We start from the raw sequence: 21617 nt of genomic DNA, 5'->3' as shown, positions 1-21617 counted from the left end.
CTATTGGCGTCTAGCTGTTGGGAATGTCTAGGGGATATTCGTGATGCAGCTACACTCTACTGTCGAAAATGATGTGATGGTCGTCATCGTTGCCGAAGCCAGAATTGATGCCGCTGTTGCTATCAAGTTCAAGGATACCATGCGTGAGGTGACGCGCGATGGACCGGATCGCATTGTCTTGGATATGTCAAAGGTCGAATTTGTTGATTCGTCCGGTCTGGGGGCCATTGTTGCGGCGATGAAGCTGTTGCCGAAGGGCCGGGTATTGGAACTGGCCAGTCTGACGCCGACGGTGGATAAGGTTTTTCGTCTGACCCGGATGAACAGCGTCTTTCCCATTCATGCCGATATGCAGGAAGCATTGTCAAACCGCGCCGCTTGAACCGGCCCTGATGCGACTGACGGATGCTGCTATGCAAGATCAATGTTTACATTTTCCCGGCGACGAATTGGCGGTTCGACATGCGCTTCGAAATCTGAAAGACAGGATTGCCCCCTATCTTGATGGCGCAGAAGAAACGGCAACGACCGAGATCGTGCTTGCCGAAGTTCTCAATAACATCGTCGAACACGCCTATGCCGGCAGCGGTGATGGTTGGATCGAGCTGCGTTTTGGTCTTGTTCAAGATGGTATTAATTTCGATATTTTTGATTCTGGCGTACCCATGCCCGATGGCAAACCGCCCGTACCGGAAATTTCGGCATTGGATGTGGATATACAGGATTTGCCCGAAGGTGGCTTTGGCTGGTTCATGATCCATGATCTGACAAAAGGTTTGCGGTACGAACGCGCGGACGGACGGAATCACCTTAGCTTTCGGCTGGTTTTGGGAAAGCATCTGTATGCAAACTGACTGAACGCCCGAAGGTTGCCGGTAACGACGATCTTGTGATTCTTATTCATTGCCCCCCTATATTTTGATCTTCAAGGTATCCACAAGATCGCGGTATTCCCAGAATTGTCGCGTAATTGAGAACAGTTGGGGTCAGTGAAGTTGATCGTACACTCAAAAATACATCTGGTCTCATTATTGCCTTAGTCCGTTCCAACACATGCCTGAAAAGGGTGTGAAGTATTAGGGGTAGCTGCAAATAGCTTCCCTCGGCGTCGCGTTTTACAGCCCCCACCCAGTGCGCGACGTCGAGGTACAATAACCTCAGAACACGGTAGACATTCTGAAAAATACTCTTAGACCAATGTCTTAGAGGGGGCACAAGAATGCGCGATTTTCATCTGCCGGGGCGATCAGCTGTTTATTCATCAAATGGCATGTGTGCCACATCGCACCCACTGGCAGCCCAAGTTGCCATAGAAACACTGAAATCAGGCGGAAATGCCGTTGATGCCGCGATTGCAGGTGCTGTTCTTCTGGGCATTTGCGAACCTCAGATGACAGGCATCGGCGGTGATTGCTTTGTTCTTTTGTCGCCGAAAGACAGTGATGCGATTGTTGCATTAAACGGATCTGGCCGGTCCCCGAAAGGACTGAACGCTGCAGACCTAAGGGCGCAGGGCCACAAAACAATTCCGCCAAGCAGCGCCCATGCGGTTACAGTTCCGGGGGCCGTTGATGCGTTTTGCCGTCTATCGCAAGATTGGGGTCAGCTTGATCTGGCGCGGGTTTTGGCACCAGCGACTCACTACGCCAAAGTGGGCGTTCCGGTCGCGCCACGGGTTGCGTTGGATTGGCAAGCCGATGGTGATGCCCTGCAGGATGTGGCCCGGGCGAAGTACCTGACAAACGGACAGTTTCCGAAAGCAGGTCAGATGTTTCGGGCGCCAGGCCAGGCCAAGGTTCTAGAAAAAATAGCGAAAGAGGGACGCGACGGATTCTATCAAGGTGAAGTTGCCGAAGACATGGTGCAATCGCTGAATGCGGTTGGCGGTACGCACACTCTTGATGATTTTGCCAACACCGAATGTAACTATACCGACCCAATTTCCGGCACCTACGGTGATCTTGAACTGGTAGAGCATCCACCGAACGGCCAGGGGGCAACAGCGATTTTGCTGGCCAATATTCTGTCGCAGTTTGATCTGTCTGATATGAATCCGCTCGGATCACAACGCGCGCATATTGAGGCTGAAGCGGCGAAGCTGGCCTATGACGCCCAGTACCGATTTATTGCCGATCAAACGGAACGGTTGGATCATATGTTGTCGTTGGACACGGCCCAAAAACTGTCCGCTTTGATTGATCGCACGAAAGCCATGCCGTCTGCCACTTCGATCGCTGAGTCTGTTCACAAGGACACGGTTTATATCACTGTGGTCGATCGTGATCGGATGGCTGTTTCGTTGATCTATTCGATCTTCAAAAGCTTTGGGTCAGGGTTGGCGTCGGAAAAATTCGGTATTCTGTTCCAAAACCGCGGCGCGGGCTTTACGCTGGAAGAGGGCCACCCAAATGAAGCAGGCGGCAGTAAACGCCCGATGCATACGATTATTCCAGGGATGTTGAAGAAAAACGGCCGGGTCATGATGCCTTTTGGTGTCATGGGTGGACCGTATCAGCCGAACGGTCATGCGCGTTTTCTGTCAAATATTGTGGATTTTGGTATGACCCCCCAAAGCGCCATTGATGCACCGCGCAGCTTTGCCCACATGAATATGCTGCAAGTGGAACGTGGTTACAGCGATCAGGTCCGACAGGAATTGGCCGATCTTGGTCATATGGTCCAAGTGCCTGATCAGCCGATTGGCGGGGCGCAGGCTATTTTGATCCATGAAGACGGCACGTTAGAGGGTGCATCCGATCCCCGGAAAGACGGATGTGCGTTGGGGTACTAAGGTGCCAACGTGTCTGAGGTGACCAAAGGTACTCAGCTTGTCGCGGTTGTTGTCACCTATAACAGGTTGAGTCAGCTGAAAAAAACGCTGACTCGACTGCTGCAGGAAAATGTCAGTGCGTTGCATCACGTGATTGTTGTGGACAATGCGTCGACGGATGGGTCAGCAGATTGGCTGGATGCGCAGTCCGATCCCCGTTTGACGGTTTATAAAATGACCCACAATACCGGCGGTGCGGGTGGTTTTGCTTTTGGCATGAAAAAGGCAATGGAAGAGCACAATGCAGACTGGGCTGTTGTTCTGGACGACGATGCGCGGCCCTATCAAGGGGCGTTTGATCAGTTTCATGCGTTGGATAAAAGCGGATGGGATGGTTTTGCGGCCGCCGTTTATTATCCTGACGGTCGTATCTGCGAAATGAACCGCCCGTCTCGCAATCCGTTCTGGAGCCTCCGGACGTTTGTTCAGACCACACGAAAAGGGCGCGGTGGCTTCCATCTGAACCATAGCGATTATTCGGATACTGGGGTCGTACTCGTTGATGTCACATCATTCGTGGGATTTTTTATATCGCGTGAGGGCGTTGAGAAAGCAGGTTATCCCGACCCCGATCTGTTCGTTTATGCCGACGATGGGATTTATACACTGGGTCTTAGAAAGGCGGGCGGGCGTATCGGTTTTGTGCCCTGGATCAGGTTTGAACACGACCTGACGACATTTCAGGGGGATAAAAATCGCTTCAAGGCGATGTGGAAGGTCTATTACTATCACCGTAACCTGTTGATATTATATCGAAACGCTGCTGGCCCATGGTTTTGGCCCGTTCTGCCGCTGATCCTTGGTAAATGGTTTTCAAAGGTGCGGTACTACGAAAATGATAAGCGGCTGTTTCTGAAATTACTTACTATGGCGGTTCAGGATGGGCTTTTGCGGCGCAAATCACGGACACATGCAAGTGTTCTGAATATTGCGGGCGATTCCTGACGATGCATCGGTGCTAGGGCAATCGGGCCAGACGGTCATGCAATAGATCGTGAACACGATCCACATCGGCACCCACAGCAGCGTTGATTGCAGGGTAAACACCTGGCGGTTCCGCGACCGTTTTTCCGATCGCCTCGCCCTGCGTTACGACATCAATGGCGGTGCGGCGAAATGCAAAAGCATCGGGCTGCACACAGGCGACGATTGCAGTCGGATCGTGCATTGAGCAGCCATCGAACTTGCCGACGGTTTCGTAGAATTTAATGTAGTGATAGCTCATTTCCTGCAACAGCCCGCCTAGACGCGGTGCTTCCCACGCGACGTTGGAAAAATCGCTTGGGGAAAAGCGGATTTTGTGGGTCACATCCAGGCCGATCATCACCACATTCGCGCCCGAGGCAAAAACCAACTGGGCCGCATGGGGGTCGTGATAGATATTCGCTTCGGCGTGGCGCGTGATGTTCCCGCCCGCATCCACCGATCCGCCCATCACAACGATCTGGGCGCAGTTCTTTGCAAAATATGGGTCTTTTTGAATAGCCGCGGCGATATTTGTCAGGGGCCCGATGGCGCAGACCGTTAGTTCGCCTTTATGCTTTTGCGCCATTTCAACCAGAAATTCTGCGGCGGGCTGGTCAATTGCCTGTCCAGTCGGGGCTGGTGCGGGCAGTGGCCCCAAGCCTTCGTCCCCATGGACGCGCAGCGATGGTTTGTGGGGCGGAATGACCATGGGTTTATGGGCGCCGCGCGCCACAGGAATGGTCAGGCCCGCGGTTTCGGCCAGATAAAGCGCGTTGCGCGTCGCCTGGTCGGTTGTGACATTTCCGAAAACGGTCGTCAGCCCAAGCAGATCAATGTCGGGTGCGGCGGCCGCGTAAAAGATCGCGATCGCATCATCAATGCCCGGATCTGTGTCGATGATCAGTTTCGTCGTCATGTGTTGAAAAGGAAGTGTAACACGTCGCCGTCTTTGACCTGATAGGCCTTACCCTCGGCCCGCATTTTGCCAGCTTCTTTGGCGCCTTGTTCGCCGTTCAGTGCGACAAAATCGTCGTAGGCAATGGTTTCGGCGCGGATGAAGCCCTTTTCAAAATCGCCGTGGATCACACCAGCGGCCTGGGGGGCCAGTGTGCCTTGCTTGATCGTCCAGGCGCGGGCTTCCTTGGGGCCGACGGTGAAATATGTCTGCAGATGCAAAAGATCGTAGCCCGCGCGGATCAGCCGGTCCAGACCCGCCTCCTCAAGCCCCATTTCGGAGAGGAACATTTCGGCCTCATCCGGTTCAAGCTGGCTGATTTCCTCTTCGATCTGGGCAGAGATGATGACATGTGAATTGCCCTGCGACGCAGCCATTTCAGTGACTTTGGCCGAGTGTTCATTGCCGTTCGCGGCCTCGGCCTCGCCCACGTTACAGACATAAAGGACGGGTTTTGTGGTCAGAAGCTGCAGCATCTTCCAGGCCTTGGCGTCTTCGGCATCCACCTCGACTACACGGGCAGGCTTGCCAGCTTCAAGCGCATCCATCGCGGCCTTTAGCAGACGTTCCTGCTGCACCGCTTCTTTATCACCGCCACGGATTTTACGAACAATGTTTTGCAGGCGCTTTTCGATCGACTCCATATCGGCCAGCATCAGCTCCATTTCGATCGTTTCAGCATCAGCCACGGGGTCCACGCGACCTTCAACATGGGTGACGTCGCCATCTTCGAAACAGCGCAGCACATGGGCGATTGCATCGACTTCGCGGATATTGGCCAAAAACTGGTTGCCTAGTCCTTCGCCTTTGGACGCGCCTTTGACCAGCCCGGCGATATCAACAAAGGTCATACGCGTCGGGATGATCTCGCGCGATTTTGCAATGTCGGCCAGCTTGTAAAGACGGGGATCGGGCACCGCGACCTCACCCACATTGGGTTCAATCGTACAAAACGGAAAGTTCGCCGCCTGAGCCGCTGCCGTCTTGGTCAATGCATTGAACAGGGTCGACTTGCCGACGTTCGGTAGACCGACGATACCCATTTTAAAGCCCATCAGGCCCTCCGTCATCTGGTTTCGCGCATCTAGGAGAGGTCGGGTATAAACGTCAAGCAGGGCATTGATTTTCCCCGCTGTCTGGGTCACACCGCTTGGGTCCAGGAAAGGAAGACTATGACGCGCATCGATGCCAAATTCGCCGAATTGAAAGCCGCCGGAAAGAAGGCCTTTGTGGCCTATGTGATGGGCGGTGATCCGGATTATGAGACGTCGTTGCAGGTCGTGAAGGGGTTGCCGAATGCGGGCGTCGACATCATCGAACTGGGTATGCCGTTTACTGATCCGATGGCGGATGGGTCGACGATTCAGCTGGCCGGGCAGCGCGCGTTAGAGGGCGGCATGACCCTGGAAAAGACGCTGCAGATCGCACGCGAGCTGCGCAAAACCGACGACACGACGCCGATTGTGATGATGGGGTACTACAACCCGATTTATAACCGTGGCGTGGATCAGTTTTTGGTGGATGCGAAAGAGGCGGGCGTGGACGGGCTGATCGTTGTCGATCTGCCGCCGGAAGAGGATGACGAACTTTGCATTCCGGCCCAGGCGGCGGGGTTGAACTTTATCCGGCTGGCCACGCCGACAACCGATGACAAGCGCTTGCCGACGGTGCTGCAGAACACGTCAGGCTTTGTCTACTATGTTTCGATCACGGGCATCACTGGGTCGGCCGAGGCGCAGGCAGCTGATGTCGGGCCGGAAGTTGCGCGGATCAAAGCGGCGACAGATTTACCTGTTATTGTCGGCTTTGGCATTAAAACGCCTGATGCCGCTGCGTCCATCGCAGGTGTCGCAGATGGCGTGGTTGTGGGTTCGGCCATTGTCAGCGAAATCGCCGCAGGAAAACCTGTTGAAGATGTTCTGGAATTTGTGAAGTCTCTGGCCGACGGCGCCCATCGCGGCTGATCTAGATATCCCGCGATCTATCCAGGAACATTCGCAGTTTCGTCAAGTGGGGCAGAACACTTTCGACGTTATCTAGTGTGATGGTATCTGCCATTTTCTCAAATTCCGGCATCAGATCTTCGATTGCCTTTTGCCGCATCTGGCGCCCCTTATCGGTCAGCCACGCCCGTTTGCTACGGCCATCATCGGGGTTGGCGCGCAATTCGATCAGCCCGTGTTTTTCAAGGCCGGATAGCGTGTGGGTCATCGTGGTCTTGGCGACTTGAAAGGCGCGGGCCAGTTCGACAGGTGTGCGACCGTCCTGTACCCGGATCAGATGATTTAGCACAGCGAAGTGCGGCGCGATTATTCCGTTGGGCAACCGCGCCTCAAGCAGGGCGCGGCTGAGCTGTTCCAGTATCGCGATTTCGTTGAACAACTGGAAATAGGCGGCGTGTTTGTGTTCAGGCATTCATCAATTTCGTCTCTAACGGCCAGCGCGGCGTGCGGGGCACGGGCGCACCATAGCCAAGAAGCCCCAGCATTTGAACCGTTTCGCCATTAGGGGCATAAAGCTGATGCACTTCGTCAAAGGGGCCGGAAACCTCGGGGTATTCCTGCAGGGCCTGACTGACGGGGCGCAGCGCAAGACCCAGTGACGTTGTTTCAAGATTCAGTCGAAGCCAGTCGCGCCCGGCCTTGATCTGATCAAGGCGCGTATTCGTTGGCGTCGTCTGCACGACAAAAGCGGGGGCGCCCAGAATTGCCGCGGATGTGTCGTTGATTGCGCGCTGACTGCCGGGGTTATTGGGATCAGACGCCGCTTCGCGGGTCAGCATGCCGAACAGGGCAAGGGTATCGAACATAGGCCCACCCAGATCGATCCCGTCAGGGTTTGCATTGATTTCCGATTTCCCAATCCGTAACAGATCGACGCTTTCCTGAAAGGCGGCAGGTGTCGTGGCTTCGATCAGCCAGGCCTCATTCGCGATGCGGCCCAGTGTTGCGACCTCATCCGCGTCAGTTGCGATATTGGCATATTTGGCCAGGGTCGCGGCCATGCCAGCGGGAACCTGGCGTTCTTCGAATGCCTCTTTATGGCTGCGGCGGTTCATCACGTGGGCAAAAAGCGGGTCCGGTTCGGCGGCATTGGCAACAAAGGTGCAGTGAGCGACCGGTCCCGTTTCCCCTTCAGGATACAGAACGGTTTCAACGGCATAGCCGTCTTGCGCGGCGGCCATTTCCATCAGTTCGATAAAGCAGCCCATGCCGATGGTCAGCTGGCGGTCGAAAGGATCGGTGACCGGCAGACTGCGATCCGGGTCAAGATGTATCATCAGTTTGTCCTGATCGACCAGTTCGACCAGCCAGGGCTGCAGGTTGTGCGGATTGGGAGCCAGCAGCGCAAATGAGAGCGCGTTTTGACGTGGATCGGCGTAGGTGCCGGCCGCGTCCCAGGGGGCCAATGCGCGATGGGGCGTGCGGGTTGCAAGGAAGCCGCCAGCAGCAGCCCCGGCCGCGAAAATAGTTCCGCCGCCAAGAAGTGTGAGTGCTTTTCGTCTGTTCATGGATCACCTATTTAATTCGACATCGTACTAATATGATGCAATGTCGTACTAAATCAAGTTAGAACTTAACTTTGTTGAAAATTTCTAAGCTTTATAAGGTTTCAGATGACGAATGAAGTGCTGTACAGCGCGAGGTAGTGCTATGTCTGCACCCTCAGGCAAAGCATCCAAAGCGGCTTCGATATCCTTTACCAGAATACCAATTGTATTGTCTGTCGCGTATCCATCCTTGGCGAATTCGATGGTCTCAAAGCCCGACGCAAGCCAATTTTGACCCGAAGACGTGGCGACAAGATCCAGGAAATTCTGCTGATCAAGACCCGCCTGACCGGCCCAATCCAGTACCTGACGGGTCATCGCGGTTGAACCCGCGGCCAGAAGATTATTAAGCACCTTGGCTTGCATACCCGCACCGAACGACCCCATATGATGCAGAGTCTTGCCCATAGCCATAAAAACGGGATGCAAGGCGTCAAGTTGTTCAGTTGTGCAACCCAGCATGAAGGAAAGTCGCCGTTCCTGTGCTGCAATCTGTGCGCCCGACATGGGTGCATCAATTAGTTGAATATTTTGTGGAACCCGGTCGCGCAGATGCCCGACATAGCGGGGCGAAAGGGTCGAGCTGATGATGATATGGCTTAAACCGTCCGCATGGTCGATCACCTTTTGATCAGTGAAAAGTACAGCTTCTGTTTCATCCTGATCCCGCACGACCGTGATCAGATGAGTCAGCCCTTGGCAAAACGCATCAATATCATTCGTGACGGGAAGATCACGAAATTCAGTTGCTGGCTTAACGTCAAACCCCTGCGCCGCGAAGCCTGATTCAAAAAGGGCGCGCAACATCGGCGCGCCCATTCGTCCGCATCCGGCGACGCCGATCTGCATCAGTGGATGATTTTTTCGTCTTTCACGAACATATTGGCCCAGGCACGGTCGATCAGATCAGGGGACATCTGATAGGGGATGCCTTCGAATTCGCAGATCGAGATCATCTGGTCGATCAGGAAGATCGGCTGGTAGTTCGCGTAAATGTTGTTGATCGTCGGATATTTGACCTTAAGCAGGTGCACCAGAGACTCTTCATTGAGTGGCATGTTGCGCTTTTTCGCGACCATGGCAAAGATTTTCAGGAAGTCTTCCTGGTTCGGACCGTCGATTTTGATCTTAAAGAAGATACGACGCAGCGCCGCTTTATCGAAGATTTCGTTCGGGTGGAAGTTGGTCGAGAAAATGACGAGTGTATCGAACGGCACCTCGAATTTCTCACCCGATTGCAGGGCTAGGATATCCTTGTTTTCTTCCAGCGGAACGATCCAGCGGTTGACCAGCGCCTGGGGCGGTTCAGCCTGACGGCCAAGGTCGTCGACGATAAATACACCGCCGGTCGACTTTAACTGCAAGGGCGCCTGGTAGGTCCGCGCGGTTGGATTGTAGACCAGATCCAGCATTGACAGCGACAGTTCACCACCGGTGATCACGGTGGGCCGTTCGCAGCGCACATAGCGTGTGTCGAACCGATTGCTGCTCCGACGAATCGAGTTCGGATCATCCACCTGCGCTTCGGCCGCCGAGTGAACGATCGGGTCATAGACCGTGATGACCTGACCAGTGTATTCGATGGCGCGAGGCACAAATATCTTATCGCCGAGTGCGTCACGAATACCGTTTGAGATTGAGGATTTACCGTTACCGGGCGGGCCATACATCAGGATTGAACGGCCAGCACCAACCGCTGGTCCCAAATGGTCCAGCAGTTCATCGGGCAGGATCAGATGCCCCATAGCGCCGGTCAACTGGTCGCGTGTAATCTGAATGTTGCGGATCGACTGACGTTTAACCTGTTCGGCATAGACCTCAAGTGGGACGGGCATTGCACCATAGTACTCGGACTGTGAAAGCGCATCTAATGCCCGCGCTTTTCCAGCATCGGTCAGTTGATAGCCCATTTCGTTGCCGGATGTAGCATGAAGTGTACCCGTTGACTGAACAAGGTTCTGTGACCGTGTCATATCGATCAGTTCTTGTGTGACCGGAACAGGCAGGCAGACGGCCTGGGACAATGTGCTGACGTGTTCCAAATTCATGCGGAACATCGTTTTCAGCAGAATATCCCGCATCATGACGATTGACAGCTGCATCTGATCCAGCGATCGCGGCGCTGGTGGCGCGATAACCGATGTCGTCTCCATATTCATGGTCTGACCCGCTTTCCTAGTAAATTCACCCAGACGGTATCGCCCACATCGACATCTGCCAACCGAAACAACACCGCACGTTCAAAATAATGGCGGTTCGTGGCGTATCTTTGACTAAATTGTGGTGCCGGGAAACAAACTGTTGCCGACCTTACGGCAATTCAGCGCCGAAACGTAGGGCAAGCGCCAGATAAATGACCAAGGTTGCGCTTATGGTAAAGCCCATCGGAAATTTTGAACCAGTGTTCCAGCTTTCCCAGTTATTGGCCAGCTTTCGAAGTAGGCTGTATTTTACCAGACGATGCGTGGTCCAGGCCCCAAGAAGTGCTGCACAAAAAATTTGCACGACGATAATCATATCGGGAAATGAGAAAAGAGGGGCGGCAGCGGCTAGGTATTTCGCATCGCCTGCGCCTAAAACGCCAGCAGCATTAAATAAAATACCCAGAACCAATACGATGATGACAGCGAGAAAACCCCAAAGATAAGTCGAAAGGGGCAGTGCAATCGGACCAATAATCGCGTAAACCACAAATAATGTAATCACGGCATGGTTCGGGATCTTCATACGGCTTAAATCAGTCCACGCGATGTAAAATGCGATGGGTGCGACGAAGGGTAGGAACCAGAGTGCTGTGTATGCGGCGATATTCATTATGCTGTCCGAACGTTAGAGTGATTGGCCGAGAATAAACCCGGCCAGCCTTTAGTTCGAGACGTTATTTTCCAAAGCACGCAAGCTTCGCACCGCATCCTCAAAGTGTTGCGGATGTGTATCAATCGCTTCACGAAGCAGACCTTTGCCAACATTCACATCGCCCTGCTTGATAGCCGCCAGCCCCATTGTGTGCAGCAGCTGCGCGCGCTCAACTTGTGTGATATCGATCAATGGGATCGAATATTTACGTTGCGCGGCCCGTGCCAGAATAAGATTATTTTTGGCCGTGAACATTTTGGGGTTGTCCTGAAGGGACTGTACGAACAGCCGTTCAGCGCCAGCATGGTCACCGCGATTAAGTTTCGAGAAGCCCCAATTGTTCAGGACGCTCGCCGGACGCGTGGTTAGACCGACTGCAGTTTCATAGAAACTATCCGACTTATCCCATTCTTGATTGCTATCGGCTACCATGGCCTCAAGCCGGTAACGTTTGTAAGTTTCATGGGTTGGTGGAATGCTGTTCAAAACGCTTTCTGCCCGATCCCATTCATTGTTTCGGATCAGGGCATCGGCCAGTTCAACACGATCATTCAAGGTCGACTCTTCGTGGTCGACAACCTTGGCCCAAGCCGCAACGGCCTGCGCATTTTGCTTGGCCCGGATTAGGGATGAGGCCAAACCCCGCTGCAGATCAATCCGATCCGGGGCATTCGCTGTCGCACGCCTGAAATAAGATACGGCTTCATTCGGATCTGCCGCGGTGGCCATGACGTCGTTAAGATTGCTTTCATCGATAACATTGAGCTCTTTCAACGCACGTTCGACTTCAGCCTCACCATTTTGTTGACCACATGCCGACAGCCCGAAAGCCGCTGTTATACAGATGCCAAAAATTACCTGCTGGCGCATTTTCTGCGTCCTCTTACTGCTTCGCCTCATTCATGGTGTCGTCAGGATCAGGTAGTCCCCTGTGCCACGACGCACCAATTGTATTTTTTGTTCTTCTTCATCATACGTCGGATTTTCGACTTTTGCGAGCGCTAAGCGCAAATTATCGCGAATTTCGTCACTATTTCCGCTATCTAAGGCAAAAGCACGCTGAAAAGCACGGGCTGCCTCGCGATATTTGCCTTGTTCGTAGTAGACAACACCCAAATTATTCCAAGCAGGCACAAAGGTTTCATCTTCATCCAACGCTTGCTTCAACACGCGTTCTGACTGCCCTAGCCGTCCTAGGCGCAGGTTGGCAGATCCAATTGCGCTAAGAACATCGACCGTCAGTCCTTGATCGCTAATTGAGCGAATATAGGATTTCAGTGCTAATTCGTATTGCCCCGCCGCCATCAACCGGTGACCAACCGTCAGACCATCAACAGCCTGCCCGCCGCGCGCGACTCCGGGTGCAAAGGGGCTATCACTACTACGCCCAAAGCCGCCTGTATCACAGGCGGCTAAGATAACCAGCATAGTGCTACAAGTAAGTAGAGTTTTAGTCATTTGATGACATCTGATATTATTTATTGGCCTGCCATTTCAGCCAGTTCACTGACAACACTATAGACCGACGGTCCAACTAAAATGAGCAAAAGTGGCGGAACTGTAAATATCATCGTCATCAGGGTCATTTTGGTTGGAAGCTTATTAGCTTTTTCTTCAGCGCGCATAACGCGCTTATCCCGCATCTCTGCTGCGTATACGCGCAACGAGTCCGAGATAGAAGTGCCAAAACTAGAAGCCTGGATTAAAACAGTTGTAAAGCTAGCGACATCTTGAACATCAGTTCGTTCACCCATATCACGAAGAACAGCGGACTTCTCTTTCCCAGCTTTCATTTCGTTAGCAACAATATCAAATTCTTGTGCAAGAGCAGGATAACCTGCTTCAATTTCACCCGATACGCGAAGAATTGATTGGTCCAACGATTGACCAGCTTCGACGCAAACCAACATCATATCCAACGCATCAGGAAAGCCATTGATAATCTCTTCTTGACGTGCCTGTCTTCGACGCTCAACCCAGTAGCGCGGCAGAAAATAACCTGCGAGCGCCGGAAGAAAGGCAATCAACATGAGGGTTGTTGACGACATATTATCATCCGTAGCCATTCGCACCAAGGCCAACAAACCGCCAATAATCAAAAGACATATTGCCAGAGCAAAACTAACGAAGTGATACATACGGACAGCATCTTTGCCACGATAACCTGCTTGCATTAGCTTTAACCGCGTGGCGGAATATTCTTGCTCGTCTTCAGGCTCAAGAAAGTTTGAATATTTATTTAGCGCTGAGAACTTGCCACCCATACGCAAAGATTGCTTCGTGTCAGAGCTTCTACGTTGCTTTTCTTCGCCTCTAAGCTTTGCTAATGGGTCTTTTTGTTTTTTCAAAAAAACAGGCAGCGTCAGAAGAACAAGTAAAACGCCAAGTGCACCTACGACTAAAAGAGGACCCATTGGGCCGAACTGTTCGATAAGCGTAGAGTTAATTTGATCGAGAATTTCCATTTTAGGATTCCTACACTTTAATGTTGACTAGCGCTCTCATCACAAAGATGTTCGCGATCAAAAATGCTGCTACAACCAGACAAGCGGGAATGAAAATCGCAGTTTCACTAACTTCATCGTAATAATCTGGTCGAACTACATTCATACCAATTAGAACAAGAATTGGAAATCCGGATAAGAACATACCCGAGAAGCGAGCCTCAGATGTAATAGCTTTTACACGTCTAAAAAGGCGAAAACGAGATCGTATGACCTGTGCTAAACCATGTAAAATCTCTGCTAGGTTACCACCTGATGTTTGCTGAATTGTAACCGCAACCGCTAAAAAGCGCATATCCTGATTGTCTAAGCGCTCAGCCATTGCTTTCAAAGCTTCTCCCACATCACGGCCATAGGCCGCTTCATCTGAAATAACGCCCATTTCGCTTCCAAGCGGGTCTTTAATTTCTTTCGCGACAACGTTTAGCGCGCTGGAAAACGGATGACCTACCCGCAGGCTTCGCACCATAAGCTCAACTGCTTCTGGCAATTGCTCTTCAAGCATCGCCATGCGTTTATTTGCGGTATTATTAACCCATACAAAAACACCGCCGACACCCATCACGACTGATACGACCAGTCGGATTACCAAACCGGCCTCGGTTAGAAGCGTTAGTCCAACGAAAGCGAATACCGTCATACCACCCATGATCATAACCAGCTGGGCAGGAGTGAATGCAATATTCGCTTTTTGTGCTTTGTCGGCCAGCATCGAATAGAACGGAATGGACCGCGACTTCATATGCTGGCTCATTTCCTTGCGGAGTTGTTCAAGCACCTGTTCGCGGGCAACACCCTTTTCAAGCATTTCAAGGCGACGGTTCACCTTGGAATTCAGGCTGATGGACTTGCCAAATACAACAAGATATAGACCTTGAACCGCCAGCAAAACACCAACAAAGATAAGGCCATAAATAAAGATGGCTGGATCGAAACTCATACCGCTTACTCCGCTGCCATTGGCTCAAAGATGGACGAAGGCAGATCGTACCCCCACAAACGGAACCGTTCTGAGTAGTGTGACCGAACGCCGGTGGCCGTGAAATGCCCAAGGATTTTGTTGTCAGGTGTCAGACCGACGCGCTGGAAGCGGAACACTTCTTGCATCGAAATCACGTCACCTTCCATACCGGTCACTTCGGTGATCGAAACCATCCGGCGCGAACCATCCTGCAGACGGTTAGCCTGCACGATAAGGTTCACAGCGCTTGCGATCTGGCTGCGGATTGCCTTGATCGGCATTTCGATACCGGCCATAGCCACCATGTTTTCCAAACGAGACACAGCATCACGGGCCGAGTTTGCGTGGATCGTTGTCATTGATCCGTCGTGGCCTGTGTTCATCGCCTGCAGCATGTCGATAACTTCTTCACCACGGGTCTCACCCACAATAATGCGGTCGGGACGCATCCGAAGTGCGTTTTTCAAACAGTCGCGCTGACTGACTGCACCCTTGCCTTCAACGTTTGCAGGGCGGCTTTCCATCCGGCCCACGTGTGTCTGTTGTAGCTGAAGTTCCGCTGTATCCTCAATCGTCAGAATGCGTTCTGCATCATCGATGAAGGACGACAACGCATTCAGGGTTGTCGTTTTACCAGAACCCGTACCACCTGACACGATCACATTCAGGCGGGTTGATACTGCGGCCTGAAGATAGGCTGCCATTTCTTCCGTAAAGGCGCCGAAATCGACCAGTTTGTCGATACTTAGCTTTTCTTTCTTAAATTTACGTATCGAAACCAGCGATCCATCAACTGCAACAGGGGGAACCATTGCGTTGAAACGAGATCCATCAGCAAGGCGGGCGTCGACATATGGATTGGATTCGTCAACGCGACGACCCACGGCAGATACGATCTTATCAATGATCCGCAGCAGGTGGCGTTCGTCTTTGAAAGTGATGTCACTTTGCATCAGCTTACCATCACGTTCGACAAAAATCTGCTGTGGGCCGTTGACTAGGATGTCGTTAATCCCTTCGTCTTTCAGAAGGGGTTCAAGCGGGCCAAGGCCTGTCACTTCGTCATAAAGCTCTTGATTGAGATGAGAACGCTCTTCACGGTTAAGAACGATACTCATCTCATTGAGTGCTTCTGTCGCGATTTCGTTAATCTCAGCACGTAAATCCGACTCTGTCGCATTTTCAAGGGCTGACAGATTCAAGTTGTCCAGAAGGCGGCTGTGCAGTTCCAGCTTGATCTCGGCCAGACGCTCTTTACGCTTCTTTTCCTTGTCCATCACGACGGGCTGTGCTGCCGCACGTTGCGGCTTCATTAGGTTTTTTGCCGGTGTCGCAGCTGGTGCTGCGGTCGGGGCAGCCCCGGTTTTGACTGGTTTCAGATCAGCGGGTTTTCCAGCATCGGCCGCTGGCTTTGTTCCCTGAGGTTTCTTGTAACGTGAAAACATCGATAAACGCCCTTTTCAGTACTATCACAATGCCGCTTCAGCCGCAGCCAGATTCAATTCATGTAGCGACTGAGCAAGTTTTTGGATTTCCTTGCGCAGGGGATTTTTGCCAGCAGTTTCTGCAAGTGGTTCACCATGGTCCCCAGATTCCATGACCTGTTTTCCGCCATCTGGCAGAAGAACTTCAATTTTGATATCAAGCGTTTCGCCCATACGCTTAACGCGTGATTTGCCCTGCATGTCCGTGAATTTTGGCGCACGGTTCACCGCATAGCGCAGTTTTTCGTATGGTAACTCTTCTGCTTTGAGGGCTTTAATCATACGCAATGCGTTTTGCGCCGATCTCATATCCATTTCAAACAAAGCAAAATAGACTTGCGCGTCGTTCAGAACTGTTTCAGTCCATGCCACCAGTGTTGACGGCATATCGATAACCACGTAGTCGAAGTTTGCCTTTGCCATGTCAAGAATTCGGATCACATCTTCTTGTCCAAGAATGTCCAGTGGAAGGATATCCGTTGGGGCTGTCAGAACCTGAAGCTTTTCCTTAAAAGGTAAAAGGGCCTGAAGAAAGCTGTCGCGATCCATATTTTCCGTATCAACCAGCATTTCATAAACTGTTTCACGGCGTGCCAGATCCAGGTAAGTAGCAGTGTTTCCAAACTGCAAATCAAAATCCAGAAGACATACAGTAGGTGCATCTTTCTTTTGGACGTTTGCAAGCTCCCAAGCCAGGTTAACAGCAAATGTCGTTGAGCCAGAGCCACCAACAAGGCCATGAACAGGAAGCACGACGCCGTTTTTGTTGCCCAGGAACTTCTTGGCGGGTTGGCCTTCTGTTTCTTGTACTTCGGGCTCAGCCGTGCGGATGCGTTCGATTGCAGCGTGTAGCTCACCATCAGGCAGCGGGTAGGGGATAAAACCATCAGCCCCGGTTTTCATAAGCCTGTGCAGAGCACCTGGGCTCACTTCATCAGCGATCAGGATGGCTTTGATTTTCGCATCCTTCGCTGCTTTGACGATATCCTCGATCAGCGAAAGATCTTCTTCGTCTTCGGCGTCGACTGCGATGGCCACAAATTCAAGCTGTGCTGCATCGGGTTGTTGAAAAAACGGAAGCGCGTCGTTGAAGCCTAGATCACCCCAGCTTTCACCTAAGGCAGCCTCCATATCATCGATCAGCAGATCGAAGTTTTGAATATCTCGACAAATGGTACAGGCTGCGATCGGTGCCGCTTCCTCTTGCAACATAGCGCTACTCATCGCTTATAATCCTCTTAACTTTCCCAGCTCAGGGCCGACTCACTACAAACAAGCAGATTATGTTTGATTATAAGCCCGCCCAATACAAAAAGCGCCAGGGTTTTCCTGGCGCTTTTCCCCTATTTAAGAGAATGTTGTCAGACTTTGGCAACATTGCGGCCAAAAAACCGCGATTATGCGGTTTCTTGGAACGGTTTTTTTAGCCACCGGTTGCAACTTCTCCCGACACGCCACCTAGGTCACTCTCAATACTTGCTCCGGGAGCAATATATTCACGGAAGATCACGTTTGCATATTTTCCGTTAAGAAGAGCTGGGCTGTTTTTGACAAACCCGGCTACCTCGGTAACAGCCCTGCGATTGCGGCGCTCACGATCTTCAGTGGCCACAACTGGCTGAGTTTCACCGAATGAAACCAGTGCCTCCAGTCTGCTGCGATCAACACCTTGGCTCACCAAGTAGTTCACCACTGCAACAGCCCGTCTGCGACCAAGCGTCTGATTGTAATCACTTGATCCCACCAGATCAGCATGTCCAAAGACACGGAAGTGTACTTCAGGGAACTGATTGATCCAGCTTGCTTGACGGCGCAGTGTTTCACGTGCTGCTTCGTCAAGAACTGCACTGTCGAAAGCAAAAGTCACCGTAGGATCGACCTCGCTTGCAAAGCGGCTGGACAGGTTGACTATGGCTGTCCGCTGGCCCGATTGGATTAGGACATTGTTCATCGTTGCGTTGCCAAAGTTGCCCTGGTCGACCTGAGATCCCGTTTCCTGGGCCAAGCCGGCTGCACCAGTGCCGCTTTCACAAGCGGCAACAAGGGCCAGAACGCTTACCATTAAGATTGTCTTTTTCATAGCTCTCAAGCCCCTTAGTCCATTACGTAGCCATAGGACCCGTTGAAGTCCTGTTTGGCAACTTCTGCCTCGACGCTACCAGCCCGCAAAGGACCTTGTGCACGACCGTTCAGGAAGAATTCAGCTTCCGTTGGCAGTGTGACACGGTCGGTTGGCAAGGCCAGCGCTTCACCACGAGTTGGGGTGACCAGATGTGGTGTTATGACGATCACCAGTTCAGACTGACCACGCTCGAACTGAGCACTCCGGAACAGGCTGCCCAAGATTGGAACATCACCCAGCCACGGAGTTTGCGTTTGCGAGTTGTTAAAATTGTCTTCCAAAAGACCAGCGATTGCAAAGCTTTCACCATCACGCATCTCAACAGTCGTTTGCGCCTCGCGTCTGCGGAAACCGAAGATTTCGATGCCATCTGCGGCTGAAGAGAAACTGATTGAAGTGTCAATCGAACTTACTGCAGCTTCAAGTGACAAATTGATTGTATCACCGTCCACAACGCGTGGTATAAAGTTCAATTCGACACCGAACGGCTTGAACTCAACTGTGACGGTGTCTTCATCCTGTGCTACCGCGACAGGATATTCACCGCCTGCCAAGAAACGAGCTTCCTGACCGGAAAGTGCAACTAGATTTGGCTCTGCAAGTGTTCTGACCACCCCTTTTGATTCAAGCGCTTCCAAAAGCCACTCAACCTGATAATCACCAATACCAAAAGTGAGTTGTGCAGTATTTGGTGGAGATTCAAGAGCACGTCCACCAAGAGTTGCGTCTGGTCTTGGATCTTCAACATTTCCTGGTGCAGGATCACCATCGATTATACGCAATCGTGATCCCAACGCTTTCGCCGCTGTCCGCTGCATCTCTGCAAAACGTACTTTCAGCATAACCTGTTGTGTGCCACCAACCATCATCAGATTGGAAACGCGACCAGGTGCATAGCGTTCAGCTAGGTCCAGCGCGCGATCAAGTCTTGCTGTGCTTGAAACAACGCCAGATAGAACGATACCGTCGTTAGCGGTACGCACTTCGATATTTTCACCAGGAAGGATCTGACGAAGACGTTCCTTGAATTCGCCCAGATCAGGACCCACGCGAATTTCAACATTTGAAATCAAGCGACCGTCACCACCCAAAAGGGTTAGTGTCGTGCGACCTGGTTCCTTACCCAACACATAGATCGTGCGATCTGATAATGTTGAGATGTCAGCGATTGCCGGGTTGGCAATACTGAGTTCGGCAAATGGGACGTCACTTTCGACGACCACAGCCCGACTCATCGGCACGTTCAACGCACTCGATGGAGCACCACGCATTATGCGTAATGTTTCTGCACTAACCCCCGTAGGAATCGTAGCAAAGGTAACAGCAAACCCCAAAAGGGCTGCCTTAAACAGTTTTGTATATTTCATGTGACCTGCCTCTCCGATCACGCCCAGTTTAAACAGGTCTAACGCCTGCGATTATGTGCACAGTGCGCGATTTCGGGATTTATTGCAAGAATCAATGTGTTGCGGGGAAAAGTTTATGTGATTCCACTGCAACAATTACACATTTGTAGTGGTATTAAAAAAAAACGCCACTGCATTTAGTGGCGTTTTACTCCGGCATGAAGTTTTTAGTTTGTGCAGGGAATTTCTATTCTTTCAGTCTGGGCGCCTCGCCTGACAGTCTGGTAACATCTTTCTTCTTGTTGGATAGCTTCCGGGGCTTGAATCCCAAGGACATCATTCGCGTTGATTGTTGTCGTTGACCCAGCTGTCGCGGCGGCGTTTATATCTTCGCCCAAACCGATAAGCGATAGAGAAAGAGTTCCGATATTTTGGGCCGCCTGCAGTCTTAGAACCTGTTCTGATGTTGCTTCGACGGTCACTGTCCGCGCAATCTGGGTCCCTTCGAAGTCTGGATCTGCAGATTGGTCAATAGCAATAATCTCAACGCCGCTTTCAATCTGTTGCGTAATCGTCTGACCCGTTGTCGGCGACCTACCTGTCCAACTTACGTCGACCTTGTCACCGGGCCTTAGTAAGCCACCAACACCAGTGCCGACGTTCACATTGATCGTGAACGCACGCATACCAGGGGATATTCTGGATCGTATGCCCGCGTCAGCGCCGGGGGCAGACACTTTGACAGCCATCAGTGGTTCACCCTGCTCAAGGGCGCGCAAGACATAACGCGGTTGGCTTCCGCCATTCGGGAAGAGATCTTCAGCGGTTTGAAAGGTGCCTTCAGGGACGGCATCCACAGGCCATCTGACTGCGGCAACATCATCTTGGCCAAGGCGCTCGCCATATCTGATCGGCCGAGTTGTAATATAAACTTCTGTGGTCGGAACAATCTGAGCTCTTGCTGCGCGTTCAGCTGCAAGCTGTGCTTCTTGTTGAGCATAAAAGTCACGTGCCATATAAACGGCAAAGCCGGCCAACCCAAGGCCGAGCAATAGTACGATACCGAAAACCAAACGCATTACATTCCCCTTTGTAAGCTCGCTACGATTAATACAACGACGCTAATTGTAATGCAAAGTCAATTAAGTGAAATAATGTCAGTGTTCGCTACGTCACTACCGTTTCTATTTAGCAAGCATTTAAATAACATGAAGCTACATAATATTTGAAATTGCGGCTACGATAGAACCTGCTAAGCCTTCGGTTGCGCCACCAATTGTTCCTATAACAAGCGTCAAAACCAGAAAAACTGCAGCTGCTGTAAGAACAATGTAGTCAACGGTGATTGCGCCTTCCTCAGCGCGCCAGAAATTCCACGATATTACTTGCATTGGGATATCCGTATTTTATATTTTCATTATTAAACTTGGCGGGTAAGTAAGCCGTTTGTGTGAGCTAAATGTGTTGAAATAATGAATTTATTTGGCTTATTCAAAATGCATGGCGCCATAGATAGTGCATATATCAATTTATAAAAATGAAAAAGCTGCGCAAATACGCAGCTTTTTCTAAAGTTCTGATAAAGAACTTTATACGGCAAATCTGTCGTTGACTTGGTTAAACCGATCACCAATCGAGGTTGCCAGTGTCGTTGTTGATTCTCTAGTCGGCGGGGGGTGTGTTAAAATTGGTGTTAACCTGGTTAACCCGATCACCAATCGAGGTTGCCAACCCCGTTGTTGAATCTCTAAGGAATGCAAACACGACGACCGCCAAAAGCACAACGCCAGCAGTCAACACAATGTAGTCAACAGTTACAGCACCGGACTCGTCGTCACGGAAATTTTTCAGGAACTTAAGCATTACATTTCTCCATTACTCATCGCTCAGTTATCCATCGCAGGGCTGTCATGGTCAGCCTCTCAAGACCAAGCCCGCTTTGGATGCCTAAGATATAGCCAGTGGAATGGGGCAAGAGTTGGGCGGCGGGTGCACAAACGCTAACAATGTATAAAAGTACTCAAAAAATTTCCTAAGATACTG

General features: G+C 51.5%; 23 protein-coding genes. 5 read left to right on the top strand and 18 right to left on the bottom strand.

Translation table 11 applies throughout. From position 1 onward, the window contains the following. Positions 1-43 precede the first annotated feature (43 nt). From H7848_RS14155 to H7848_RS14140, 4 genes are all read left to right on the top strand, one after another. Positions 44-382: an STAS domain-containing protein gene (locus H7848_RS14155; RefSeq protein ID WP_208352720.1), complete on the top strand. Its 339-nt coding sequence runs from the start codon at positions 44-46 to the stop codon at positions 380-382. A gap of 31 nt (positions 383-413) precedes the next feature. Continuing rightward, the gene (locus H7848_RS14150; protein ID WP_208352703.1) at positions 414-854 is read left to right on the top strand and encodes an ATP-binding protein; all 441 of its coding nucleotides are present in this window, start codon (positions 414-416) and stop codon (positions 852-854) included. Positions 855-1219: 365 nt separating this feature from the next. Beyond that, positions 1220-2791, top strand: coding sequence for a gamma-glutamyltransferase family protein (locus H7848_RS14145; protein WP_208352700.1), 1572 nt, complete (start codon positions 1220-1222; stop codon positions 2789-2791). A 9-nt stretch (positions 2792-2800) separates the two neighbouring features. Then, entirely contained in the window at positions 2801-3775 is a 975-nt protein-coding gene (locus H7848_RS14140) for a glycosyltransferase (protein WP_336512106.1), read from the top strand. A gap of 13 nt (positions 3776-3788) precedes the next feature. Here H7848_RS14140 and H7848_RS14135 read toward each other — a convergent pair whose 3' ends face one another. Together H7848_RS14135 and ychF are read right to left on the bottom strand one after the other, a co-directional pair. Further along, entirely contained in the window at positions 3789-4712 is a 924-nt protein-coding gene (locus H7848_RS14135; protein ID WP_208352697.1) for a nucleoside hydrolase, read from the bottom strand. Beyond that, positions 4709-5806 (bottom strand): redox-regulated ATPase YchF, encoded by a 1098-nt coding sequence (gene ychF / locus H7848_RS14130; RefSeq protein WP_208352693.1) that lies wholly within the window; start codon positions 5804-5806, stop codon positions 4709-4711. The genes H7848_RS14135 and ychF overlap by 4 nt, the downstream gene beginning before the upstream one ends. A 117-nt stretch (positions 5807-5923) precedes the next feature. Between ychF and trpA the strand changes: the two genes are divergently transcribed. After that, the gene (gene trpA, locus H7848_RS14125; RefSeq protein ID WP_208352692.1) at positions 5924-6715 is read left to right on the top strand and encodes a tryptophan synthase subunit alpha; all 792 of its coding nucleotides are present in this window, start codon (positions 5924-5926) and stop codon (positions 6713-6715) included. A 1-nt stretch (position 6716) separates the two neighbouring features. Here trpA and H7848_RS14120 read toward each other — a convergent pair whose 3' ends face one another. The 16 genes from H7848_RS14120 to H7848_RS14045 all read right to left on the bottom strand — a co-directional run bounded on the left by H7848_RS14120 (position 6717) and on the right by H7848_RS14045 (position 21437). Next, positions 6717-7166: a MarR family winged helix-turn-helix transcriptional regulator gene (locus H7848_RS14120; RefSeq protein ID WP_208352691.1), complete on the bottom strand. Its 450-nt coding sequence runs from the start codon at positions 7164-7166 to the stop codon at positions 6717-6719. Beyond that, positions 7159-8262 (bottom strand): Acg family FMN-binding oxidoreductase, encoded by a 1104-nt coding sequence (locus H7848_RS14115; protein WP_208352690.1) that lies wholly within the window; start codon positions 8260-8262, stop codon positions 7159-7161. Before H7848_RS14115 ends, H7848_RS14120 begins: the two co-directional genes overlap by 8 nt. Before the next feature lie 84 nt (positions 8263-8346). After that, positions 8347-9150 carry an NAD(P)-dependent oxidoreductase gene (locus H7848_RS14110; RefSeq protein WP_208352689.1) on the bottom strand — a complete coding sequence of 268 codons (804 nt, stop codon included), beginning with the start codon at positions 9148-9150 and terminating at the stop codon, positions 8347-8349. Then, entirely contained in the window at positions 9150-10460 is a 1311-nt protein-coding gene (locus tag H7848_RS14105) for a P-loop NTPase family protein (RefSeq protein WP_208352688.1), read from the bottom strand. Before H7848_RS14105 ends, H7848_RS14110 begins: the two co-directional genes overlap by 1 nt. Before the next feature lie 151 nt (positions 10461-10611). Beyond that, the gene (locus H7848_RS14100; protein WP_208352685.1) at positions 10612-11115 is read right to left on the bottom strand and encodes a prepilin peptidase; all 504 of its coding nucleotides are present in this window, start codon (positions 11113-11115) and stop codon (positions 10612-10614) included. Between the two features lie 51 nt (positions 11116-11166). Next, positions 11167-12027, bottom strand: coding sequence for a tetratricopeptide repeat protein (locus H7848_RS14095; protein WP_208352682.1), 861 nt, complete (start codon positions 12025-12027; stop codon positions 11167-11169). A gap of 30 nt (positions 12028-12057) precedes the next feature. After that, positions 12058-12585 carry a tetratricopeptide repeat protein gene (locus H7848_RS14090; RefSeq protein WP_208352680.1) on the bottom strand — a complete coding sequence of 176 codons (528 nt, stop codon included), beginning with the start codon at positions 12583-12585 and terminating at the stop codon, positions 12058-12060. 50 nt (positions 12586-12635) lie between these two features. Beyond that, on the bottom strand, positions 12636-13622 hold the full coding sequence (locus H7848_RS14085; RefSeq protein WP_208352679.1) for a type II secretion system F family protein: 987 nt from the start codon (positions 13620-13622) through the stop codon (positions 12636-12638). A 10-nt stretch (positions 13623-13632) separates the two neighbouring features. Next, positions 13633-14601, bottom strand: a complete 969-nt coding sequence (locus H7848_RS14080; protein WP_208352678.1) for a type II secretion system F family protein — start codon at positions 14599-14601, stop codon at positions 13633-13635. Positions 14602-14606: 5 nt separating this feature from the next. Next, positions 14607-16067, bottom strand: a complete 1461-nt coding sequence (locus H7848_RS14075; RefSeq protein WP_208352676.1) for a TadA family conjugal transfer-associated ATPase — start codon at positions 16065-16067, stop codon at positions 14607-14609. Positions 16068-16091: 24 nt separating this feature from the next. Then, complete coding sequence (locus H7848_RS14070; protein ID WP_208352674.1) at positions 16092-17330, bottom strand: CpaE/TadZ family protein; 1239 nt, start codon at positions 17328-17330, stop codon at positions 16092-16094. Between the two features lie 199 nt (positions 17331-17529). Then, positions 17530-18186 (bottom strand): OmpA family protein, encoded by a 657-nt coding sequence (locus H7848_RS14065; RefSeq protein WP_208352673.1) that lies wholly within the window; start codon positions 18184-18186, stop codon positions 17530-17532. A gap of 14 nt (positions 18187-18200) precedes the next feature. Further along, on the bottom strand, positions 18201-19595 hold the full coding sequence (locus H7848_RS14060; protein WP_208352671.1) for a type II and III secretion system protein family protein: 1395 nt from the start codon (positions 19593-19595) through the stop codon (positions 18201-18203). 206 nt (positions 19596-19801) lie between these two features. After that, the gene (gene cpaB / locus H7848_RS14055) at positions 19802-20653 is read right to left on the bottom strand and encodes a Flp pilus assembly protein CpaB (protein ID WP_208352670.1); all 852 of its coding nucleotides are present in this window, start codon (positions 20651-20653) and stop codon (positions 19802-19804) included. 135 nt (positions 20654-20788) lie between these two features. Beyond that, a complete protein-coding gene (locus tag H7848_RS14050; RefSeq protein WP_208352669.1) occupies positions 20789-20965 on the bottom strand; it encodes a hypothetical protein in 177 nt (58 codons plus the stop codon). A 271-nt stretch (positions 20966-21236) separates the two neighbouring features. After that, on the bottom strand, positions 21237-21437 hold the full coding sequence (locus H7848_RS14045; RefSeq protein WP_208352668.1) for a hypothetical protein: 201 nt from the start codon (positions 21435-21437) through the stop codon (positions 21237-21239). Between the last annotated feature and the right edge of the window lie 180 nt (positions 21438-21617).

Origin of the sequence: Pseudaestuariivita rosea (assembly GCF_017592335.1) — a bacterium.
Taxonomy (GTDB): domain Bacteria; phylum Pseudomonadota; class Alphaproteobacteria; order Rhodobacterales; family Rhodobacteraceae; genus Parasulfitobacter; species Parasulfitobacter rosea.
The sequence above is the reverse complement of the archived record's forward strand: the minus strand, read 5'-3'. Positions and strand labels throughout refer to the sequence as shown.

Coding starts and splice junctions, on each gene's coding strand:
- H7848_RS14135 (WP_208352697.1), bottom strand. CDS start 4,712: ATGACGACGAAACTGATCATCGACACAGATCCGGGCATTGATGATGCG.
- H7848_RS14150 (WP_208352703.1), top strand. CDS start 414: ATGCAAGATCAATGTTTACATTTTCCCGGCGACGAATTGGCGGTTCGA.
- cpaB (WP_208352670.1), bottom strand. CDS start 20,653: ATGCGTTTGGTTTTCGGTATCGTACTATTGCTCGGCCTTGGGTTGGCC.
- H7848_RS14065 (WP_208352673.1), bottom strand. CDS start 18,186: ATGAAAAAGACAATCTTAATGGTAAGCGTTCTGGCCCTTGTTGCCGCT.
- H7848_RS14070 (WP_208352674.1), bottom strand. CDS start 17,330: ATGAGTAGCGCTATGTTGCAAGAGGAAGCGGCACCGATCGCAGCCTGT.
- H7848_RS14120 (WP_208352691.1), bottom strand. CDS start 7,166: ATGCCTGAACACAAACACGCCGCCTATTTCCAGTTGTTCAACGAAATC.
- H7848_RS14085 (WP_208352679.1), bottom strand. CDS start 13,622: ATGGAAATTCTCGATCAAATTAACTCTACGCTTATCGAACAGTTCGGC.
- H7848_RS14155 (WP_208352720.1), top strand. CDS start 44: ATGCAGCTACACTCTACTGTCGAAAATGATGTGATGGTCGTCATCGTT.
- H7848_RS14145 (WP_208352700.1), top strand. CDS start 1,220: ATGCGCGATTTTCATCTGCCGGGGCGATCAGCTGTTTATTCATCAAAT.
- H7848_RS14050 (WP_208352669.1), bottom strand. CDS start 20,965: ATGCAAGTAATATCGTGGAATTTCTGGCGCGCTGAGGAAGGCGCAATC.
- H7848_RS14045 (WP_208352668.1), bottom strand. CDS start 21,437: ATGCTTAAGTTCCTGAAAAATTTCCGTGACGACGAGTCCGGTGCTGTA.
- H7848_RS14100 (WP_208352685.1), bottom strand. CDS start 11,115: ATGAATATCGCCGCATACACAGCACTCTGGTTCCTACCCTTCGTCGCA.
- H7848_RS14110 (WP_208352689.1), bottom strand. CDS start 9,150: ATGCAGATCGGCGTCGCCGGATGCGGACGAATGGGCGCGCCGATGTTG.
- ychF (WP_208352693.1), bottom strand. CDS start 5,806: ATGGGCTTTAAAATGGGTATCGTCGGTCTACCGAACGTCGGCAAGTCG.
- H7848_RS14090 (WP_208352680.1), bottom strand. CDS start 12,585: ATGCTGGTTATCTTAGCCGCCTGTGATACAGGCGGCTTTGGGCGTAGT.
- H7848_RS14080 (WP_208352678.1), bottom strand. CDS start 14,601: ATGAGTTTCGATCCAGCCATCTTTATTTATGGCCTTATCTTTGTTGGT.
- H7848_RS14105 (WP_208352688.1), bottom strand. CDS start 10,460: ATGAATATGGAGACGACATCGGTTATCGCGCCACCAGCGCCGCGATCG.
- H7848_RS14115 (WP_208352690.1), bottom strand. CDS start 8,262: ATGAACAGACGAAAAGCACTCACACTTCTTGGCGGCGGAACTATTTTC.
- H7848_RS14075 (WP_208352676.1), bottom strand. CDS start 16,067: ATGTTTTCACGTTACAAGAAACCTCAGGGAACAAAGCCAGCGGCCGAT.
- trpA (WP_208352692.1), top strand. CDS start 5,924: ATGACGCGCATCGATGCCAAATTCGCCGAATTGAAAGCCGCCGGAAAG.
- H7848_RS14060 (WP_208352671.1), bottom strand. CDS start 19,595: ATGAAATATACAAAACTGTTTAAGGCAGCCCTTTTGGGGTTTGCTGTT.
- H7848_RS14095 (WP_208352682.1), bottom strand. CDS start 12,027: ATGCGCCAGCAGGTAATTTTTGGCATCTGTATAACAGCGGCTTTCGGG.